This is a genomic window from Pseudomonas sp. Pseusp9 (assembly GCF_059491265.1).
The window spans coordinates 1,623,565-1,640,954 of record NZ_CP168500.1 but is presented as its reverse complement, the minus strand read 5'-3'; the positions used below and the strand labels follow the sequence as shown (position 1 = coordinate 1,640,954).

Genomic DNA, 17,390 nt, shown 5'->3' with positions numbered 1-17,390 from the left:
ACCACTACCTCAGCCGTTGGGCCCTACTGTCGCAACGATGGTCACTTGCTTGTTGTCAGGAATTTCCTGGTAAGCCAACACATGCAAACCCGGGACTGCGAGCCGGCCAAATCGCGAGAGCATCGCGCGAACCGGACCGGCCACCAGCAGAATCACCGGCTGACCCTGCATCTCCTGACGCTGTGCCGCGTCGATCAACGAGCGTTGCAGCTTCTCAGCCATGCTCGGCTCCAGCAGAACGCCCTCTTCCGAGCCTTGTCCTGCCTTTTGCAGACTATTGAGCAATATCTGTTCCAACCTTGGCTCCAGCGTGATAACTGGCAGCTCCGACTCAGTGCCTACAATGCTTTGGACGATTGCACGGGATACGCCAACCCGCACGGCAGCCACCAGCGCGGCGGTATCTTGACTCTTGGCGGCATTGTTGGCGATTGCCTCGGCAATGCTGCGGATATCGCGAACAGGCACTTGTTCGGCCAACAGGGCTTGCAGCACCTTGAGCAACTGCGACAGCGAAACCACGCCCGGTACCAGCTCCTCGGCCAGTTTCGGCGAGCTTTTGGCCAGCAATTGCATGAGTTGCTGCACTTCTTCGTGACCGATCAGCTCACTGGAATGCTTGTAGAGTATCTGGTTCAAGTGGGTGGCCACTACTGTACTGGCATCGACCACCGTATAACCGAGGGATTGCGCCTGGGCGCGCTGGCTGATTTCGATCCAGACCGCCTCCAGGCCGAAAGCCGGATCTTTGGCGGTAATGCCGTTTAGCGTGCCGTAGACCTGCCCCGGGTTGATCGCCAGCTCGCGATCCGGGTAAATCTCCGCCTCGGCCAGGATCACCCCCATGAGGGTCAGGCGATAGGCACTTGGCGCCAGGTCGAGGTTGTCGCGGATATGCACCGTGGGCATCAGGAAGCCGAGGTCCTGGGACAGCTTCTTGCGCACCCCCTTGATCCGCGCCAGCAACTGGCCGCCCTGGTTGCGGTCCACCAGTGGAATCAGGCGGTAACCCACTTCCAGGCCGATCATGTCGATGGGCGTCACGTCGTCCCAGCCAAGTTCCTTGGTTTCCTGGGCGCGGGCCGGCGACGGCAGCAGTTCCTGCTGGCGCTTGACCTCTTGCAGGGCCTGAACCCTGGCGCCGTCCTGCTTCTTCCAGAACAGGTAAGCGCCGCCGGCCGCCAGGGCCGCCATGCTCAGGAACGAGAAGTGCGGCATGCCGGGCACCAGCCCCATGACCGCCATCAGGCCTGCCGCCACCGCCAGCGCCTTGGGCGAGGCGAACATCTGGCGATTGATTTGCTTGCCCATGTCTTCCGAACCGGAAGCACGGGTCACCATGATCGCTGCCGCTGTCGATAACAACAGTGATGGCAATTGCGCCACCAAACCGTCACCGATGGTCAACAGCGCATACACCTTGCCGGCGTCGGCAAAGTTCATGTTGTGCTGGAAGATGCCGACCGCCATACCGCCGATCAGGTTGATGAACAGGATCAACAGGCCGGCAATGGCATCACCACGGACGAATTTGCTGGCGCCGTCCATGGAGCCGTAGAACTCGGCTTCCTGGGCCACTTCCGAGCGGCGGGCCTTGGCCTGGGCCTGATCGATCAGGCCGGCGTTGAGGTCGGCGTCGATCGCCATTTGCTTGCCGGGCATCGCGTCGAGGGTGAAACGCGCGCTCACCTCGGAAATCCGCCCCGCGCCCTTGGTCACCACGACGAAGTTGATGATCATCAGAATCGCGAAGACCACGATACCGACCACGTAGTTACCGCCGATCACCACCTCACCGAACGCCTGGATCACCTTGCCGGCCGCCGCATGACCGTCCTGGCCGTGGAGCATCACCACCCGCGTGGAGGCCACGTTCAATGCCAGGCGCAACAGCGTCGCCACCAGCAGGATGGTCGGGAACACCGCGAAATCCAGCGGGCGCAAGGCGTAGACGCACACCAGCAGAACGACGATGGACAGCGCAATGTTGAAGGTGAAGAACACGTCCAGCAGGAACGGCGGCACCGGCAGCATCATCATCGCCAGCATGACCAGCAGCAACAGCGGCACGCCCAGATTGCCTCGACTGAGGTCGGCAATGTTGCTGCGGGCACTGTTGATTAACTGAGAGCGATCCACCGGTTTTCCCCGTTCCTTTAAAGCAAACTTTTGACGCCTGAAGCGAGCGCAGCGGGGCTACTGCAAGAAGCTTTCCAACTTTTGCGCAGGGTTGAAACAGAGGGGCTTGTCAGGAAGTTTTGTGTTGCCCTGCCGGGCCTCATCGCGAGCAGGCTCGCTCCTACAATGATCGGGTTGGACCGACCCACTGTAGGAGCGAGCCTGCTCGCGATGAGGCCGGCATTGACAGCGAAGGACTCAGGAATCGCGGCGCAAATCCGGTGGTATCGGCAGATCATCCTTGAGCGGATCCGGCCGTTTGCCCTTGCCCGCCCGGTACTGTCGAATCTGATAGACGTAAGCCAGCACCTGCGCAACCGCCAGATAGAGCCCGCCGGGAATTTCCTGCTCAAGCTCGGTGGAGTAGTAGATCGACCGCGCCAACGCCGGGGACTCCAGCAGCAGGATCTCGTTGGCCGCCGCGATTTCACGGATCTTCAAGGCCAGGAAGTCGGTTCCTTTGGCCAGCAATACCGGCGCATTACCTTTTTCCGGATCGTACTTGAGCGCAACGGCGTAGTGCGTCGGGTTGGTGATGACCACGTCGGCCTCGGGAATGGCAGCCATCATCCGCCGCTGGGACATCTCGCGCTGCAGCTGTCGAATTCGCTGCTTGACCTCCGGTCGCCCTTCCTGATCCTTATGCTCGTCGCGCACTTCCTGCTTGGTCATCTTCAGTTTCTTGATGCTTTCCCACAGCTGTATCGGCACGTCCACGGCAGCGATGATGATCAATCCGCAAGCCATCCATAACGTGCTCCGGCCGACCACTTGCAGGCTGTGAGCGATCGCCCGGTCCAGCGGCTCGTGGGCGATGCGCAACAGGTCGTCGATGTCCGCCGACAACACCAGCAGGGCCACGAACAGTATGATGAAAAACTTCGCCAGAGCCTTGAGCAGTTCGGCCACGGCTTTGGCCGAGAACATGCGCTTGAGCCCGGTACCGGGGTTCATCCGGCTGAACTTGGGCGCCATGGTGCCGGCAGAAAACAGCCAGCCGCCAAGGGAAATCGGGCCGATCAAAGCGGCCAGCAGCAAGGTGATCATCACCGGTTGAATCGCCAGCAAGGCTATCTGTCCCGAGTGCAGCAAGTAGATGCCCATCGAGCGTTGATCCAGCACCACCTCTCGCGACAGGGAAAAGTTCAGGCGCATCAGGTCCATCATTTCCTGGGCCAGCGCCCCACCAAACACCAGCAATGCGCCAGCCCCGGCGAGCGTGATTGCCAGGGTATTGAGCTCCTTGGAACGGGCAATCTCACCCTTCTCCCGGGCGTCCTTTTTCTTTTTCTCCGTGGGGTCTTCGGTTTTGTCCTGACCGCTTTCGCTCTCAGCCATGACTCAGCGCGCCTGTGCCAGTTCGCGTAAAAACTGCAAGGCCTCGGTGGCCAGCGGTTGATACTGATTGAGAATGTCCGCCAGCCCGACCCAGACGATAAACAAGCCGAGCACCAGGGTCAGCGGGAAGCCGATGGAGAAAATGTTCAGCTGCGGCGCCGCCCGGGTCATCACGCCAAACGCGATGTTGACCACCAGCAGCGCGGTGATCGCCGGCAGCACCAACAGCAGCGCCGCGCCGAGCACCCAGCCCAGCTTGCCGGCCAGCTCCCAGTAATGATTGACCAACAGGCCGCTGCCGACCGGTAGCGTGGTGAAGCTCTCGGTCAGCACCTCGAACACCACCAGATGGCCGTTCATTGCCAGGAACATCAGCGTCACCAGCATGGTGAAGAACTGCCCGATCACCGCCACTGACACACCGTTGGTAGGGTCGACCATCGAGGCAAAGCCCATACCCATCTGGATCGCGACAATCTGCCCCGCCACCACGAACGCCTGAAAGAATAACTGCAAGGAGAAACCGAGAATTGCGCCAACGAGGATCTGCTCGGCAATCAGCAGCAGGCCGCTTAAATCCAGCGCACTCACGGGCGGCATCGGCGGCAGGTTGGGTGCGATGACCACGGTGATGGCGAGGGCGAAATACAGGCGGATACGCTTGGGTACCAGGGAGGTGCCGAACACCGGCATGACCATCAGCAAGGCACCGACGCGAAACAGCGGCAACATGAACGTCGCCACCCAGGTGCTGATCTGGGTATCCGTCAACTGCAGCAGCGATGACATGGCTTAGCCGATGACCTGCGGAATGCTGCCGTACAACTGCTGGATGTATTCCATGAAGGTCTGCACCAGCCACGGACCGGCGACGATCAGCGTCACCAGCATCACCAGCAGGCGCGGCAAAAAGCTCAATGTCTGCTCGTTGATCTGGGTGGCGGCCTGGAACATCGCCACCAACAGCCCCACCAGCAGGCTCGGAATCACCAGCACGGCGACCATCATGGTGGTCAACCACAGGGCTTCGCGGAAAATGTCTACGGCGACTTCAGGCGTCATGGCGATACACCACCGAAACTGCTGGCCAGGGTGCCGATGATCAACGCCCAGCCATCGACCAGCACGAACAGCATGATTTTGAACGGCAGGGAAATGATCAGCGGCGACAGCATCATCATACCCATGGCCATGAGCACACTGGCCACGACCAGGTCGATGATCAGGAATGGAATGAAGATCATGAAGCCGATCTGGAACGCGGTTTTCAGCTCCGAGGTCACGAAGGCCGGCACCAGGATGGTCAGCGGTGCCTGATCCGGCGTCGCGATGTCAGTGCGCTTGGACAGGCGCATGAACAGTTCCAGATCGCTGGTGCGGGTCTGGGCCAGCATGAAATCCTTGATCGGCACCTGCGCCTTGGCGACCGCATCCTGGGCCGTCAGTTTTTCCGCCAGATACGGCTGCAAGGCGTCCTGATTCACCCGGTCGAACACCGGCGCCATGATGAACAGGGTCAGGAACAGCGCCATGCCGGTGAGGATCTGGTTCGACGGTGTCTGCTGCAGGCCCAGGGCCTGGCGCAGGATCGAGAAGACAATGATGATCCGGGTGAAACTGGTCATCAGCATGACAAACGCCGGGATAAAGCTCAGCGCGGTCATGATCAGCAGGATTTGCAGGCTGACCGAGTATTCCTGCGCACCCTGTGCATTGGTGCCCAGGGTGATGGCCGGGATCGACAGCGGGTCGGCGGCGAATGCCAGCGGCGCGACCAGCATCAGGGCCAGCGTCAAGACGATGCGTAGCGCACCCATTACTTCTTATCCTTCTGATCTTTACCCAGCATCTCCAACAGGCGCTGGGCAAATTCCGGCGTCGACTTCTCGGTGCTCGGCACTTGTACCGGCTCCTTGAGGACGTGCAGCGCAGTGATGCTTCCCGGGCTCAGGCCCAACAGAATCTGCTCGTTGCCGACCTGCACCAGCATCAGCCGGTCGCGAGGCCCCAATGCGCGGGAGCCGACAATCTCGATCACCTGCCCCTTGCCGACCGGGCCGGCTTGCTGGACCCGACGCAGCAACCAGGCGAGGAGGAAGATCAGCCCCAACACCAGCAGCAGGCCAAACACCAGTTGCGTCAGTTGGCCGGCCACACCACTGCTCACCGCTGGCGCAGCAGCCGTGGTCGCCGTTGCGACCGGTTCGGCCGCGAACACGCTGAGCGGCATCGCCAGCACAAACCCGAAAAACTTTTTCACTCAGCGCAGCTTCTTGATGCGTTCGCTTGGGCTGATCACGTCCGTCAGGCGGATGCCGAACTTCTCGTTGACCACCACCACTTCGCCGTGGGCGATGAGCGTGCCATTGACCAGCACGTCCAACGGCTCGCCGGCCAGGCGATCAAGCTCGATCACCGAACCCTGGTTCAGTTGCAGCAGGTTGCGGATGTTGATGTCGGTGCTGCCCACTTCCATGGAAATCGACACCGGGATATCGAGGATCACGTCCAGGTTCGGGCCTTCGAGGCTCACCGGACCGTTGTTTTTCGGCACACTGCCGAACTCTTCCATTGGCAGGCGGTTGGACGCGGAACTGCCGGAATCGGCGGCCAGCAAGGCGTCGATTTCGGCCTGCCCGGCATCACCGGTTTCTTCCAGGGCCGCAGCCCACTCATCGGCCAGAGCCTGGTCGTCTTGGGTGTTCATATTGTCAGTGTCCTCGGCGAGCAAAATTTCAGAATTCGGTAATTCGCGAATGGCTACGAGTGCCGGTCAACGGCGCTCGATCGGCTCGATCACTTGCAACGCCAGGTTGCCTTTGTGCGAGCCCATCTTGACCTTGAAGGCCGGCACGCCGTTAGCCCGCATGATCATCTCTTCCGGCATCTCGACCGGGATCACATCCCCCGGTTGCATGTGCAGGATGTCGCGCAGGCGCAACTGACGACGAGCTACCGTCGCGCCGATCGGCACGTCGACGTCCAGCACGTCCTGGCGCAGGGCGTTGACCCAGCGCTCGTCCTGGTCGTCGAGATCCGACTGGAAGCCGGCGTCGAGCATTTCGCGCACTGGCTCGATCATCGAGTACGGCATGGTCACGTGCAGGTCGCCGCCACCGCCATCGAGTTCGATGTGGAAGGTCGACACCACGATGGCTTCGCTGGGGCCGACGATGTTGGCCATGGCCGGGTTCACTTCCGAGTTGATGTACTCGAAGTTGACTTCCATGATCGCCTGCCAGGCTTCCTTCAAATCGACGAAGGCCTGCTCCAGCACCATGCGCACCACGCGCAGCTCGGTCGGCGTGAATTCACGGCCTTCGATCTTGGCGTGCCGACCGTCACCACCGAAGAAGTTGTCCACCAGCTTGAACACCAGTTTGGCGTCGAGGATGAACAGCGCGGTGCCGCGCAGGGGTTTGATCTTGACCAGGTTGAGACTGGTCGGCACGTACAGCGAGTGCACGTATTCGCCGAACTTCATCACCTGCACGCCGCCGACCGCCACGTCTGCCGAGCGACGCAGCATGTTGAACATGCTGATGCGGGTATAGCGGGCGAAACGCTCGTTGATCATTTCCAGGGTCGGCATGCGTCCACGGACGATGCGATCCTGGCTGGTCAGGTCATAGCTTTTGACGGCGCCGGGTTCGGCAGCGTTTTCGGTCTGTACCAGACCATCGTCGACGCCATGCAGCAGCGCGTCGATCTCATCCTGGGACAGCAGGTCCTGCACGGCCATTTCGTGTTCCTACTGCAGTACGAAATTAGTGAAAAGCAACTGTTCGATCACCACTTTGCCGAGCTCTTTCTGCGCCACTTCCTGCACGCTGGCAGTGGCTTTCTGCCGCAGCATTTCCTGGCCGACCGGCGACGCCAGGGTCGCAAAGTCCTGCCCGGAGAACAGCATGACCAGGTTATTGCGGATCACCGGCATGTGAACCTTGAGCGCATCCAGATCCGCCTGGTTGCGTGCGAGCATGGTGATGCTCACTTGCATGTAGCGCTGGCGACCGTTCTGGTTGAAGTTGGCCACGAAGGCCGGCGCCATCGACTCGAAAATCGCTGGCTGCTTGCCGACGGGACCGGCTTGCGCCACGGCGGCGGCAGGCTTGCTCTGAGCGCTGTGCATGAAGTACCAGGTCGCCCCCACGGACACACCGATCGCCAGCAGCAGGGCCACCACGATCACGATAATCAGCTTGAGTTTGCCTTTGGTTGCGGGGTCTTTTACTACAGCGTCGCTCTTCGCCATGCCAATAATCCGTCACTATTCGGGTTTTCACAGTCGCACGGCAAGGCAAGAGCAAGTGTTATGCCAGAACGGTTGGGAGGGATGGACGGATCAACTCAGGTCGGAAGATCACCACCAAGCCACTGTGGGAGCGAGCCTGCTCGCGAAAGCGGTGTGACAGTCAACAAAGATATTGAATGTTATGCCGTCTTCGCGAGCAGGCTCGCTCCCACAGAGGAATAGGTGTTCGTTCGTCAGGCGTAGTAATCGACTGCGCTGGAGCCGATCACGCTGGTGGTGTTGGCGGCCACTTCAGCGACGCCCTGGGACATGTCGTCATCCATTGAATCGAGGCGGCCACCGCTCGCATGGCTGCGACCACTTTGCGCCTGCTGGTTTTGACCCTGGTTTTGCGAACCCCGGGACTGGTCCGAAACATTGACATCCACCTGCCCCATGCCCTGCTGCGCAAACATGTCGCGCAAGCGATGGGCCTGGCCGTCCAGCGCCTCACGGACTCCCGGATGCGCACTCATGAACGTGACCTGGGTCTGCTGGTCGGGAACCATGTTCACCCGAATGTCCAGGCGCCCCAGCTCCGCGGGCTGTAACTGGATGTCCGCTGCCTTGAGATTGGCGCTGGACAGGTACATGACCCGGTTCACCACCTCTTCGGTCCACCCGCTCTGATGCATGGCGATCGGCTGGTTCACCGGCAAGGCATTGGCGGTCTTCGGCGTGGCCGCCTGGGTCAGCGCTGCCAGGCGGTTGGCGAAATCATCGACACGGGTGTCGCCGCTGGCGGACTTGAGGTCCTTCAGACCGTCATCGATCAAGCCGCTGAAAGCCTTGTCGTCCCCTTGACCGGTGCTGCTCTTGTCGCCCTGAACGTCCAGCATGGTCGCCATGCCGGCGGCAAAGTCTTGCGCTGACGTCAGCTCGCCGTCGGCCCGGGCTTGCGCTTGTGTCGGTGCAGACTTGGGCCGCGCCTGACTGGAGGCCGATACGTGACCGCTCTGCTCCATCGCCAGGCGCACCGCCGGCAATGCGTCGAGGGGATCGGCTTCGGGATCGAAATCGCCGTCAGTACCGGTCGGCGTCGCAGCGTTTGCAGCCGTGATCGCCACAGCAACCGGCGCTTCAACCACTGGTTGCGCCGCCTCGGCCACGGCAGGCGTTGTCGGCGCAGTCACCACTGGCTGTATGGCTTGCTGCAATGAAGGATCAAGTGCCGGATCAACCGGCACCGGGTCGGCATCCGACGGATCATCGCCGGCCAGCTTGTCGGCAGGCAAGGATTTGCCGCCATCGGCAATCACCGGCTCTTCGGCGGCAGACTTGTCGTCGTCAGCGTCCTGTTTTCCGGCGACATCGGAGGTTTTGTCACGACTCGCCCCGGACGAGGCATCCGCTACCGCATCGGGTTTGCCCTGCGCCTGATTGGCATAGACATGAGCGAAGCTTGCAGCCTTGTCCCCGGGCTCAGCGGCCAGCGCCGGAGGATTGGCGCAGGCGGCTTGAGTCTTGGCCTGCCTGGAGGCCTGAAGCAGAATATCGGGGGTAACGGGCATGAAACGGTCTCCGCTGCACAGGGCTCGTAAGTACAGTTGGATGAGTTGACTGCAAAGGTCGAGCCAGTTTGACTCGAAGGAGAGCAGATGCAGCGCATGCTCAGATTTTTGCCGGGCAACGCTGTCGTTCAGCTTCGTACAGAGGCCGGATAGCGGCGAACTCGCAGTCGATTTCGCGGACCAGTTCCTGAACGCCAGTGCATGGCGAACTACTGGCCTGCCGCTCGAGTTGATGGCAGAGCTCGGTCAGCCTGACTGCGCCCATATTGCTGCTGCTGCCTTTGAAGCTATGGGCGGTTTCAACGAGCAGTGCGGCACTGTCAGCGGCCCTCAAGACTTTCAGGCGCTCTTCGGAGTCCGCAAGAAAGATATCCAGCAGGTCCGGATAGCCATCTTCCATCACTTCGCGCAACACACTCAGCACGCTGCGATCCACATGTGTCTCGTCCACTTGCTCACTCCTTGATCAAGAATGCGCGGATTATGCCAGAGCCTCCCAGACAAACTCCACGCGTGCACTTCGACCACCGTCGGTCCAGCGGGCATTACGCCCCAACTGGCGAATCAGACTGACCCCACGCCCCGACAGGCGGATTTCATCCAGAGGCCTTTGCATCACCCGTTCGACATCGAAACCCTTGCCGCTGTCTTCGATGTGAATGGTCAGGCAACCGCCGTCATCTGTTGGCGCCACCTGCAAATGTAGCCGCACATAGCCTTCCTGAAGCTGGTCCAGGCGCGTATTGCGCTCTTGATAATATCGCGCAAAACCCGAGGCATTGCGCTTGAGGCTCGAATCCAGCCCCAGCACGCCATGCTCCAGCGCATTGGAGTAGAGCTCCGCCAGCACACTGTAGAGCGCACCGCTCTGAGCCCGAAGGCCATGCACCTCCAACAGCAACTGCAACAGATAGGGCAACGGATTGAAACGCTTGAGCGTGGCGGCGCGAAATTCGAAGCTCACCGACCAGTCCAGCGGACAGGACTGGCCGCTGTCGGAGTAGATCAACGCTGGCGCAGAGATCTGCGCCGGCTCCAGCAGGCTGATTTCGACCATGCTGACATCGTCGCGGGTTTCTCCGCCGAAATCGCGAAGCGCCTGTTCGATTTCTTCGAACAGCGCGTCTGGCTGACGGTTGGCGGCAAATACCTGCTGCAATCGCTGCTCGCCAAACAACCGATCATTGGCGTCGCAGGTATCGATCACCCCATCGGACAGGAGAAACACCCGATCCCCGAGCGCCATGGGAAACACCTCGGTGCGCTCATCGAAGGATTCCGGGCTCAGCACACCCAAAGGCAGGTGCCGTGCCGGAAGAGGCGTTCGCTCGCCACTGGCAATGCAATGCAGGGAACCGTCCGGCATTCCACCGTTCCAGACTTCCACCGAACGGCGCTGAAAACTCAGGCACAGCAACGTGGCACAGCAGAACATGTCCACCGGCAGGATGCGCTTGAGCTTGGCATTCATCTCACGCAGGGTTTCCGCCAGACCATAACCCTTGGCCGTCATCCCGTAAAACACTTCGGCCAGGGGCATGGCGCCCACTGCCGCCGGCAGACCGTGGCCAGTGAAGTCGCCCAGCAGTACGTGCATGTCTCCGGCCGGCGTGAACGCGGCCAGCAACAGGTCGCCGTTGAATAGCGCATAGGGCGATTGCAGATAACGGATGTTCGCAGCGGCATTCAGGCAACCGGAGTGCGCCACCTTGTCGAAAACGGCCTTGGCCACTCGTTGCTCGTTGAGCAGATAGTCGTGGTGCCGGGCGATCTGGTCGCGCTGTTGCAGCACCGTGTCCTGCAACCGGCGCAAGCGATCCATCGCCTTGATCTTGGCCGCGAGAATCACCTGGTTGTACGGCTTCGCCAGAAAGTCGTCACCGCCGACCTCCAGACAACGGGCCAGCGCTTCGCTTTCGGACAAGGACGTGAGGAAGATGATCGGCACCAGGGTTTCCCCGGCCAGAACCTTGATTTGCCGGGCTGCCTCGAAGCCGTCCATCACCGGCATCATCGCATCCATCAACACCAGATGCGGTGATTGCTGGCGAAACGTCTCGACCGCTTCGGCACCGTTGGCTGCCGTCAGCACTTCGTGCCCCTGGCGGCGCAGGATGCTCGACAACAGCAGACGATCGGCGGCGCTGTCCTCGGCAATCAGGATCGTCAGCGGCTCCAGTGACTGCATGGCAATCAACTGATGTCGAACAGCTTGTCGAAGTTGGAGATGGCAAGGATCTTGCGCACGTCGATACTGCTGTTGACGACGCGGATATCGGAGCTTTCGCCACCGGCGTGATCACGCAGCAGAAGCAGCATGCCCAGGGCCGAGCTGTCGAGGTAAGTGGCGTCTTTCAGGTCGACCACAACTGCCGATAGCTGTTTATCTTCGTAGGACTGACGAAATTCCTGATGCTTGGCGAAATCGAATCGTCCCTTGACCGATATCGTCAGTTTTTGCCCATCCGGAGAGACTTCTGTAACGACTGACATTTCATGGCTTCCTTGTCATTGGTAAACCCGCTTGCACAAGGTTTAGCATTTGGTAGAGGTTGGAGCAAGGTGAGGGGTTGCGTGGCTGTCGGATCATTATTGCGCGCGATGGTTGTCAATATTATCGCTTTACACCTGACAACCCCGTGCGCTCTCAGGTTTATCGCGAGCGAGCTCGCTCCTACAGGTGGTCCTGCCGTGGCAGGCGCTGGGACAACTCATCCAGCAATTTCTGCTCGCGCCGGTCTTCAAGCGCCCGTGCCTCATCGACATAGCGCTGAACCAGCTTGCGCAAACCTTCGACCCGGGCAAATGCCTGCTGCCAGGTTTCCCGGGCCTTGTTGAGGTTGTTCTGATGCCAGGCCAGGCTTTGCCGCTGCTGGTCGATGGCCGTGCCCAGCTGCGCAAGAAAGCCCTGATAGCCCAGCAACCACTGGCCCGAGACGCCGCCACTGCCGCGTACGATCCATTGTTCCTGATAGTCGAGGCGGAAGGCTTCAAGGTCGGCGAGCTTGCTTTGCGCCAGGCGAACCTGCCCCTGAAAGTGCCCCAGGCGCTGGGCCGCGGTTTTCTCGGCCTTTTCAGCCATTTCCACCACCGGGGCCAGCCGCCCTGCCCGACTCAGGGCCATGACCGCTTAACCGCCTGCCGCGGGCGCGAAGATCGAGGCGAGATACGCTTCGCTTTCGCCCAGGCTGATGCTGTCGTTGAGACCCTGACGCAGGTATTTGACCAATTGCGGTTGCAGGGAGATCGCCAGGTCGGTCTCCCGATCTCCGCCGGCGACATAGGCACCGACGCTGATCAGATCCCGGCTCTGCTGATAGCGCGACCACAACTGTTTGAAATACTGCGCCCGGGTCATGTGTTCCGGCGACACCACCGCCGGCATTACCCGGCTGATGGATGCCTCGATATCAATGGCCGGGTAATGCCCTTCCTCGGCCAGGCGCCGGGACAGCACGATGTGCCCGTCGAGCACGCCCCGGGCCGAGTCGGCAATCGGGTCCTGCTGATCGTCGCCTTCGGATAGCACGGTGTAGAACGCAGTGATCGAACCACCGCCCTTCTCCGCGTTACCCGCCCGCTCCACCAGTTTCGGCAACTTGGCGAATACCGACGGCGGATAGCCCTTGGTCGCCGGCGGCTCGCCAATGGCCAGGGCGATTTCCCGCTGGGCCTGAGCGAATCGGGTCAGGGAATCCATCAGCAACAGAACGTTCTTGCCCTTGTCGCGGAAATACTCGGCGATACGTGTGCAGTACATGGCAGCGCGCAGGCGCATCAGCGGCGCATCGTCCGCCGGGGACGCCACGACCACTGAACGCTTGAGCCCTTCTTCACCGAGGATGTGCTCGATGAATTCTTTAACCTCACGACCCCGCTCACCGATCAGCCCGACGACGATAATGTCAGCCTCGGTAAAGCGCGTCATCATCCCCAGCAACACCGATTTGCCGACACCGGTACCGGCAAACAGGCCAAGCCGCTGGCCACGACCGACGGTCAACATGCCGTTGATGCAACGGATGCCCACGTCCAGCGGTTCGCTGATCGGCTCGCGCTTGAGCGGGTTGATGGTCGGGCCATCCATGGGTACCCAGTCTTCGGCCTTCATCCCGCCCTTGCCGTCCAGGGCACGACCGGCACCGTCGAGCACCCGTCCGAGCATGCTCATGCCCATGGGCAGGCGACCGTTATCAGCCAGGGGCACCACTCGGGCACCGGGCGCAATGCCGGCGACACTGCCGACTGGCATCAGGAAAACTTTGCTGCCGGAGAAGCCCATCACTTCAGCTTCGACCTGCACCGGGTGATAGCTGTCGTCGTTGATGACCATGCAGCGGCTGCCCATGGCAGCGCGCAGGCCCTCGGCTTCGAGGGTCAGGCCGACCATGCGCAGCAGGCGGCCTTCGAGAATCGGTGCGCCTTCCAATTGCGTGGCCTCGGCATAACTGCCCAGGCGTCTGGCAAAACTGGTGCGTTCAAGGCGCATCGGCAATGTCCGACGCAGGTTTGCTTCCGATCGACAGTTCCAGGCTGACGTCCGGCGCCGCCGGGTGCAATGCCTGTTCATGCAACTGATCGAACAGTTTGTCCATCACTCGCGCGATACGGGTTTCCACCGTGGCATCGATGCGGCTGTGCTCGGTCTCGACCCGGCAACCGCCAGGCAACAACGATTCGTCTTCGACGATGCGCCAGGTTTCTTCATGGCGTTCGCGCAGGGCTTTGACCTGTTCGAAATCCTGCGGATTGATGTACAGCCGCACATTGCCCACGCCCAACGGCAGGAGCTTGAGAGCATCGCGCATCACGTGTTCGATCTGTGACGAGTCGATGGCCAGTTCGCGCTGGATCACCTGTTTGGTGATGTGTTGCACGAGGTCCACCAGGGACTTTTCGATCTGGGTGTCCTGTTCGGCGATGGGCTCGAACAGATGGCTCATCAATTTCTCCAGCGCCGCGATCCTGGCCGTCAGGGCCACTTCGGCTTCCTGGCGGACCTTGAGCGTGGTGCTGTGGAATCCTTCTTTCTCACCCACCGCGAAGCCTTCGTTGTAGGCTTCCTGGCGAATGCTTTCGAGCTCTTCGAGGGTCAATGGCTGGACTTCCTCCAGCGGCACTTCCTCCATTTCCGGCGGCTCGGGCTCCGGCTCCGGTTCCGGCTCGGGTTCCGGCGGGTCGAAACTGGGCAGCGCCCAGGTATCGAAGCCACTGACATCCCTGGCCCGGATCAGGTCAGTGGGTGCATCATCGTTCTTGACCATGGTGTTAGATCATTTCCTCGCCGCCCTTGCCGCCGAGAACGATCTCTCCGGCTTCGGCCATACGGCGGGCGATGGTGAGGATCTCCTTCTGCGCGGTTTCCACGTCGCTGACGCGCACCGGCCCCTTGGCTTCCAGGTCGTCGCGCAACAGTTCCGCCGCACGCTTGGACATGTTCTTGAAGATCTTTTCCTTGACGCTCTCGTCCGACCCCTTCAGGGCCAGCACCAGCACATCGGAGGACACTTCGCGCAGCAGTGCCTGGATCCCGCGGTCGTCGACATCGGCCAGGTTGTTGAAGACGAACATGAGGTCTTCGATCTGCCCGGACAGGTCTTCGTCGACTTCGCGGATCGAATCCATGAGTTGGCCTTCGATCGAGCTGTCGAGGAAGTTCATGATGTCCGCCGCTCGCTTGATGCCACCCAGGTTGGTTCGCGAGGCATTCGAGTTGCCGGAGAACTGCTTCTCGAGAATCTGGTTGAGTTCTTTCAGGGCCGCTGGCTGTACGGTGTTCAGCGAGGACACCCGCAGGATGATGTCCAGGCGCACCTTGTGGTCGAAGTTGCCGAGCACTTCACCGGCCTGGTCCGGATCGAGATACGCCACCACGATCGCCTGGATCTGCGGGTGCTCATAACGGATCACGTCGGCGACGGCGCGCGGCTCCATCCACTTCAGGCTGTCGAGGCCGCTGGTGTTGCCACCGAGCAGGATGCGGTCGATCAGGCCGTTGGCCTTGTCTTCGCCCAGGGCCTGGGTGAGCATTTTGCGCACATAGTCGTCGGAGCCGACGCCCAGGCTGGTCTGGTCGCCGACGATGTCGACGAACTCGCTCATCACCTGCTCGACCTGCTCGCGGTGCACATTACCCATCTGGGCCATGGCCACACCCACGCGCTGAACCTCTTTGGGGCCCATGTGGCGCAGCACCTGGGCCGCGTCGGTGGAGCCCAGGGACAGCAACAGGATGGCGGCCTTGTCGACCTTGGACAGTTTGGCGGCAATGGCTCGGTTATCACTCATCTGCGTTAATCCACTCTTTCACGACCTGAGCCACCCGACCCGGATCTTCTGCCACCAGACTCTTGATTGCGTTCAACTGAGCGTCATAGCCTTCGCTCGGGCTCGGCAGCAGAATGCTTTGCGGGCCGCCAAGACTGATGCGGTCGTTGGCCAGTTCGCCATCCAGGCCGCCCATGCCACCCAACTCGACGTCGCTGCCGATACCAGCCAGCTGCTTGCCTGTGCCGCCACCGGTGATGTTGTTGAGCACCGGACGCAGCACACCGAACACCAGCACCAGAATGAACAGCACACCCAGCACTTGCTTGACGATGTCCCAGAACCACGGCTGGGAGTAGAACGGAATATCGGCAATCACTTCACCGCGCTCGGCGGAGAACGGCATGTTGATCACGCTGACACTGTCACCACGGCTGGCATCGAAGCCGACCGCATCCTGAACCAGGCGAGTGAAGCGCGCCAATTCATCGGCGCTCCATGGTGCACGGGTGGTTTCGCCGTTGGCCGGATTGATCTTGACCTGATCATCGACCACCACCGACACCGACAGGCGATTCAATCGGCCCTGTTGCTGCTTGGTATGGCTGATGGAACGGTCGAGTTCGAAGTTCCTGGTCGATTGCTGACGCTTGTCCGCCGGGTACGGTGCGAGCATTGGCTGACCGGTGGCCGGGTCCATGATTTGCTGGCCGTTGGCATCGATCAGCGGCTGGCCTGGCTGCACCATGCCGGCCGACGCAGTCGCACCACCGGTGGTTTGCGGCGCGGAGGCCGGCGACGGCGGCTGGTTGCTCAGGGCACCCGGCACGCCTTGCGGACCATTGCTGGCGGTACGTTGTTCGTTGACCGACTGCTCGCTACGCAACGCCGGTTGATCCGGGTTGAATTGCTCGGAAGTCGACTCGACCGCGCTGAAGTCCACATCCGCGGACACTTCGGCTTTATAGCGATCGTTGCCCAGCACCGGCTGCAGGATGTTGTGTACGCGCTGGGTGAGCATGCTTTCCATGCGACGGCTGTAGTCGAATTGCTTGCCGGCCATGGTCAGTTCGGAGTTCTCCGCCTGATCCGACAGCAGGTTGCCCTTCTGGTCGACGACGGTGATCTGCGACTTGCTGAGCTCGGGAACGCTGGTCGCCACCAGATTGATGATGGCAACGACCTGGCCTGGCTCGAGGGAACGGCCGGAATAGAGTTCGACCAGAACCGAAGCGCTGGGCTTGCGCTCGTCGCGCACGAACACCGAGCTTTTCGGGATCGCCAGATGCACGCGGGCACCCTTGACGTTGTTCAGGCTGGAAATGGTGCGGGCCAGTTCGCCTTCGAGACCGCGACGATAGCGGGTCGCTTCCATGAACTGGCTGGTGCCCAGCCCCTGATCCTTGTCGAGGATTTCAAAACCGATGTTGCCGTCGCTGGGAGTGACACCAGCGGCCGCGAGTTTGAGCCGCGCACGGGACAAGTCATCGGCCTTGACCAGCAAGGCACCGGAGTTGGGTTCGACGGTGTAGGGAATATCGGCGGAGGCCAGGGTATCCATGACCTGCTTGGCGTCCATGCCGGCAAGGCTGCCGTACAGAGGCCGGTAGTCCGGCTGCTGGGACCACAACACCACGGCAAAACCAATCGCCACGCTCGCCGCCAGGCCGACCAACAGGCCCACCTGACGCAACATGGTCATCTCGGAGAGGTTTTCCAGGAAGGACAATCCGAACAGCGGCGGCTTGCCGTCTATCGGAGTGGCCTTGGCCGGAACATTATCGGCGACTGCTTCTGCCATG

General features: G+C 61.1%; 18 protein-coding genes. All 18 read right to left on the bottom strand.

All coding sequences use genetic code 11. From position 1 onward, the window contains the following. Positions 1-9: 9 nt before the first annotated feature. Entirely contained in the window at positions 10-2,139 is a 2,130-nt protein-coding gene (gene flhA, locus ACEN8E_RS07395; protein ID WP_495592043.1) for a flagellar biosynthesis protein FlhA, read from the bottom strand. A gap of 237 nt (positions 2,140-2,376) precedes the next feature. After that, positions 2,377-3,516 (bottom strand): flagellar biosynthesis protein FlhB, encoded by a 1,140-nt coding sequence (flhB, locus tag ACEN8E_RS07390; RefSeq protein WP_495592042.1) that lies wholly within the window; start codon positions 3,514-3,516, stop codon positions 2,377-2,379. Between the two features lie 3 nt (positions 3,517-3,519). Next, on the bottom strand, positions 3,520-4,305 hold the full coding sequence (fliR, locus tag ACEN8E_RS07385; protein ID WP_495592041.1) for a flagellar biosynthetic protein FliR: 786 nt from the start codon (positions 4,303-4,305) through the stop codon (positions 3,520-3,522). Positions 4,306-4,308: 3 nt separating this feature from the next. Continuing rightward, positions 4,309-4,578, bottom strand: a complete 270-nt coding sequence (gene fliQ, locus ACEN8E_RS07380) for a flagellar biosynthesis protein FliQ (RefSeq protein WP_103402486.1) — start codon at positions 4,576-4,578, stop codon at positions 4,309-4,311. Then, a complete protein-coding gene (gene fliP / locus ACEN8E_RS07375; RefSeq protein ID WP_495592040.1) occupies positions 4,575-5,333 on the bottom strand; it encodes a flagellar type III secretion system pore protein FliP in 759 nt (252 codons plus the stop codon). The genes fliQ and fliP overlap by 4 nt, the downstream gene beginning before the upstream one ends. Then, a complete protein-coding gene (fliO, locus tag ACEN8E_RS07370; protein ID WP_495593286.1) occupies positions 5,333-5,746 on the bottom strand; it encodes a flagellar biosynthetic protein FliO in 414 nt (137 codons plus the stop codon). The genes fliP and fliO overlap by 1 nt, the downstream gene beginning before the upstream one ends. 30 nt (positions 5,747-5,776) lie before the next feature. Beyond that, the gene (fliN, locus tag ACEN8E_RS07365) at positions 5,777-6,223 is read right to left on the bottom strand and encodes a flagellar motor switch protein FliN (protein ID WP_495592039.1); all 447 of its coding nucleotides are present in this window, start codon (positions 6,221-6,223) and stop codon (positions 5,777-5,779) included. Between the two features lie 66 nt (positions 6,224-6,289). Next, positions 6,290-7,258, bottom strand: a complete 969-nt coding sequence (gene fliM, locus ACEN8E_RS07360; RefSeq protein WP_495592038.1) for a flagellar motor switch protein FliM — start codon at positions 7,256-7,258, stop codon at positions 6,290-6,292. A 9-nt stretch (positions 7,259-7,267) separates the two neighbouring features. Continuing rightward, a complete protein-coding gene (gene fliL / locus ACEN8E_RS07355; protein WP_495592037.1) occupies positions 7,268-7,771 on the bottom strand; it encodes a flagellar basal body-associated protein FliL in 504 nt (167 codons plus the stop codon). 233 nt (positions 7,772-8,004) lie between these two features. Further along, positions 8,005-9,321 (bottom strand): flagellar hook-length control protein FliK, encoded by a 1,317-nt coding sequence (locus ACEN8E_RS07350; RefSeq protein ID WP_495592036.1) that lies wholly within the window; start codon positions 9,319-9,321, stop codon positions 8,005-8,007. Between the two features lie 100 nt (positions 9,322-9,421). Continuing rightward, entirely contained in the window at positions 9,422-9,772 is a 351-nt protein-coding gene (locus ACEN8E_RS07345) for an Hpt domain-containing protein (RefSeq protein WP_495592035.1), read from the bottom strand. A 30-nt stretch (positions 9,773-9,802) separates the two neighbouring features. Further along, positions 9,803-11,509 carry an ATP-binding SpoIIE family protein phosphatase gene (locus ACEN8E_RS07340; protein ID WP_495592034.1) on the bottom strand — a complete coding sequence of 569 codons (1,707 nt, stop codon included), beginning with the start codon at positions 11,507-11,509 and terminating at the stop codon, positions 9,803-9,805. A 5-nt stretch (positions 11,510-11,514) separates the two neighbouring features. Beyond that, positions 11,515-11,814 carry an STAS domain-containing protein gene (locus tag ACEN8E_RS07335; protein WP_495592033.1) on the bottom strand — a complete coding sequence of 100 codons (300 nt, stop codon included), beginning with the start codon at positions 11,812-11,814 and terminating at the stop codon, positions 11,515-11,517. A gap of 181 nt (positions 11,815-11,995) precedes the next feature. Further along, complete coding sequence (fliJ, locus tag ACEN8E_RS07330) at positions 11,996-12,445, bottom strand: flagellar export protein FliJ (protein ID WP_495592032.1); 450 nt, start codon at positions 12,443-12,445, stop codon at positions 11,996-11,998. A 6-nt stretch (positions 12,446-12,451) separates the two neighbouring features. Continuing rightward, entirely contained in the window at positions 12,452-13,810 is a 1,359-nt protein-coding gene (fliI, locus tag ACEN8E_RS07325; protein WP_495592031.1) for a flagellar protein export ATPase FliI, read from the bottom strand. Continuing rightward, positions 13,800-14,585, bottom strand: a complete 786-nt coding sequence (fliH, locus tag ACEN8E_RS07320; protein ID WP_495592030.1) for a flagellar assembly protein FliH — start codon at positions 14,583-14,585, stop codon at positions 13,800-13,802. The genes fliI and fliH overlap by 11 nt, the downstream gene beginning before the upstream one ends. A gap of 4 nt (positions 14,586-14,589) precedes the next feature. Beyond that, on the bottom strand, positions 14,590-15,609 hold the full coding sequence (fliG, locus tag ACEN8E_RS07315; protein WP_180202851.1) for a flagellar motor switch protein FliG: 1,020 nt from the start codon (positions 15,607-15,609) through the stop codon (positions 14,590-14,592). After that, positions 15,602-17,389 (bottom strand): flagellar basal-body MS-ring/collar protein FliF, encoded by a 1,788-nt coding sequence (gene fliF, locus ACEN8E_RS07310; RefSeq protein WP_495592029.1) that lies wholly within the window; start codon positions 17,387-17,389, stop codon positions 15,602-15,604. Before fliF ends, fliG begins: the two co-directional genes overlap by 8 nt. Position 17,390 lies beyond the last annotated feature (1 nt).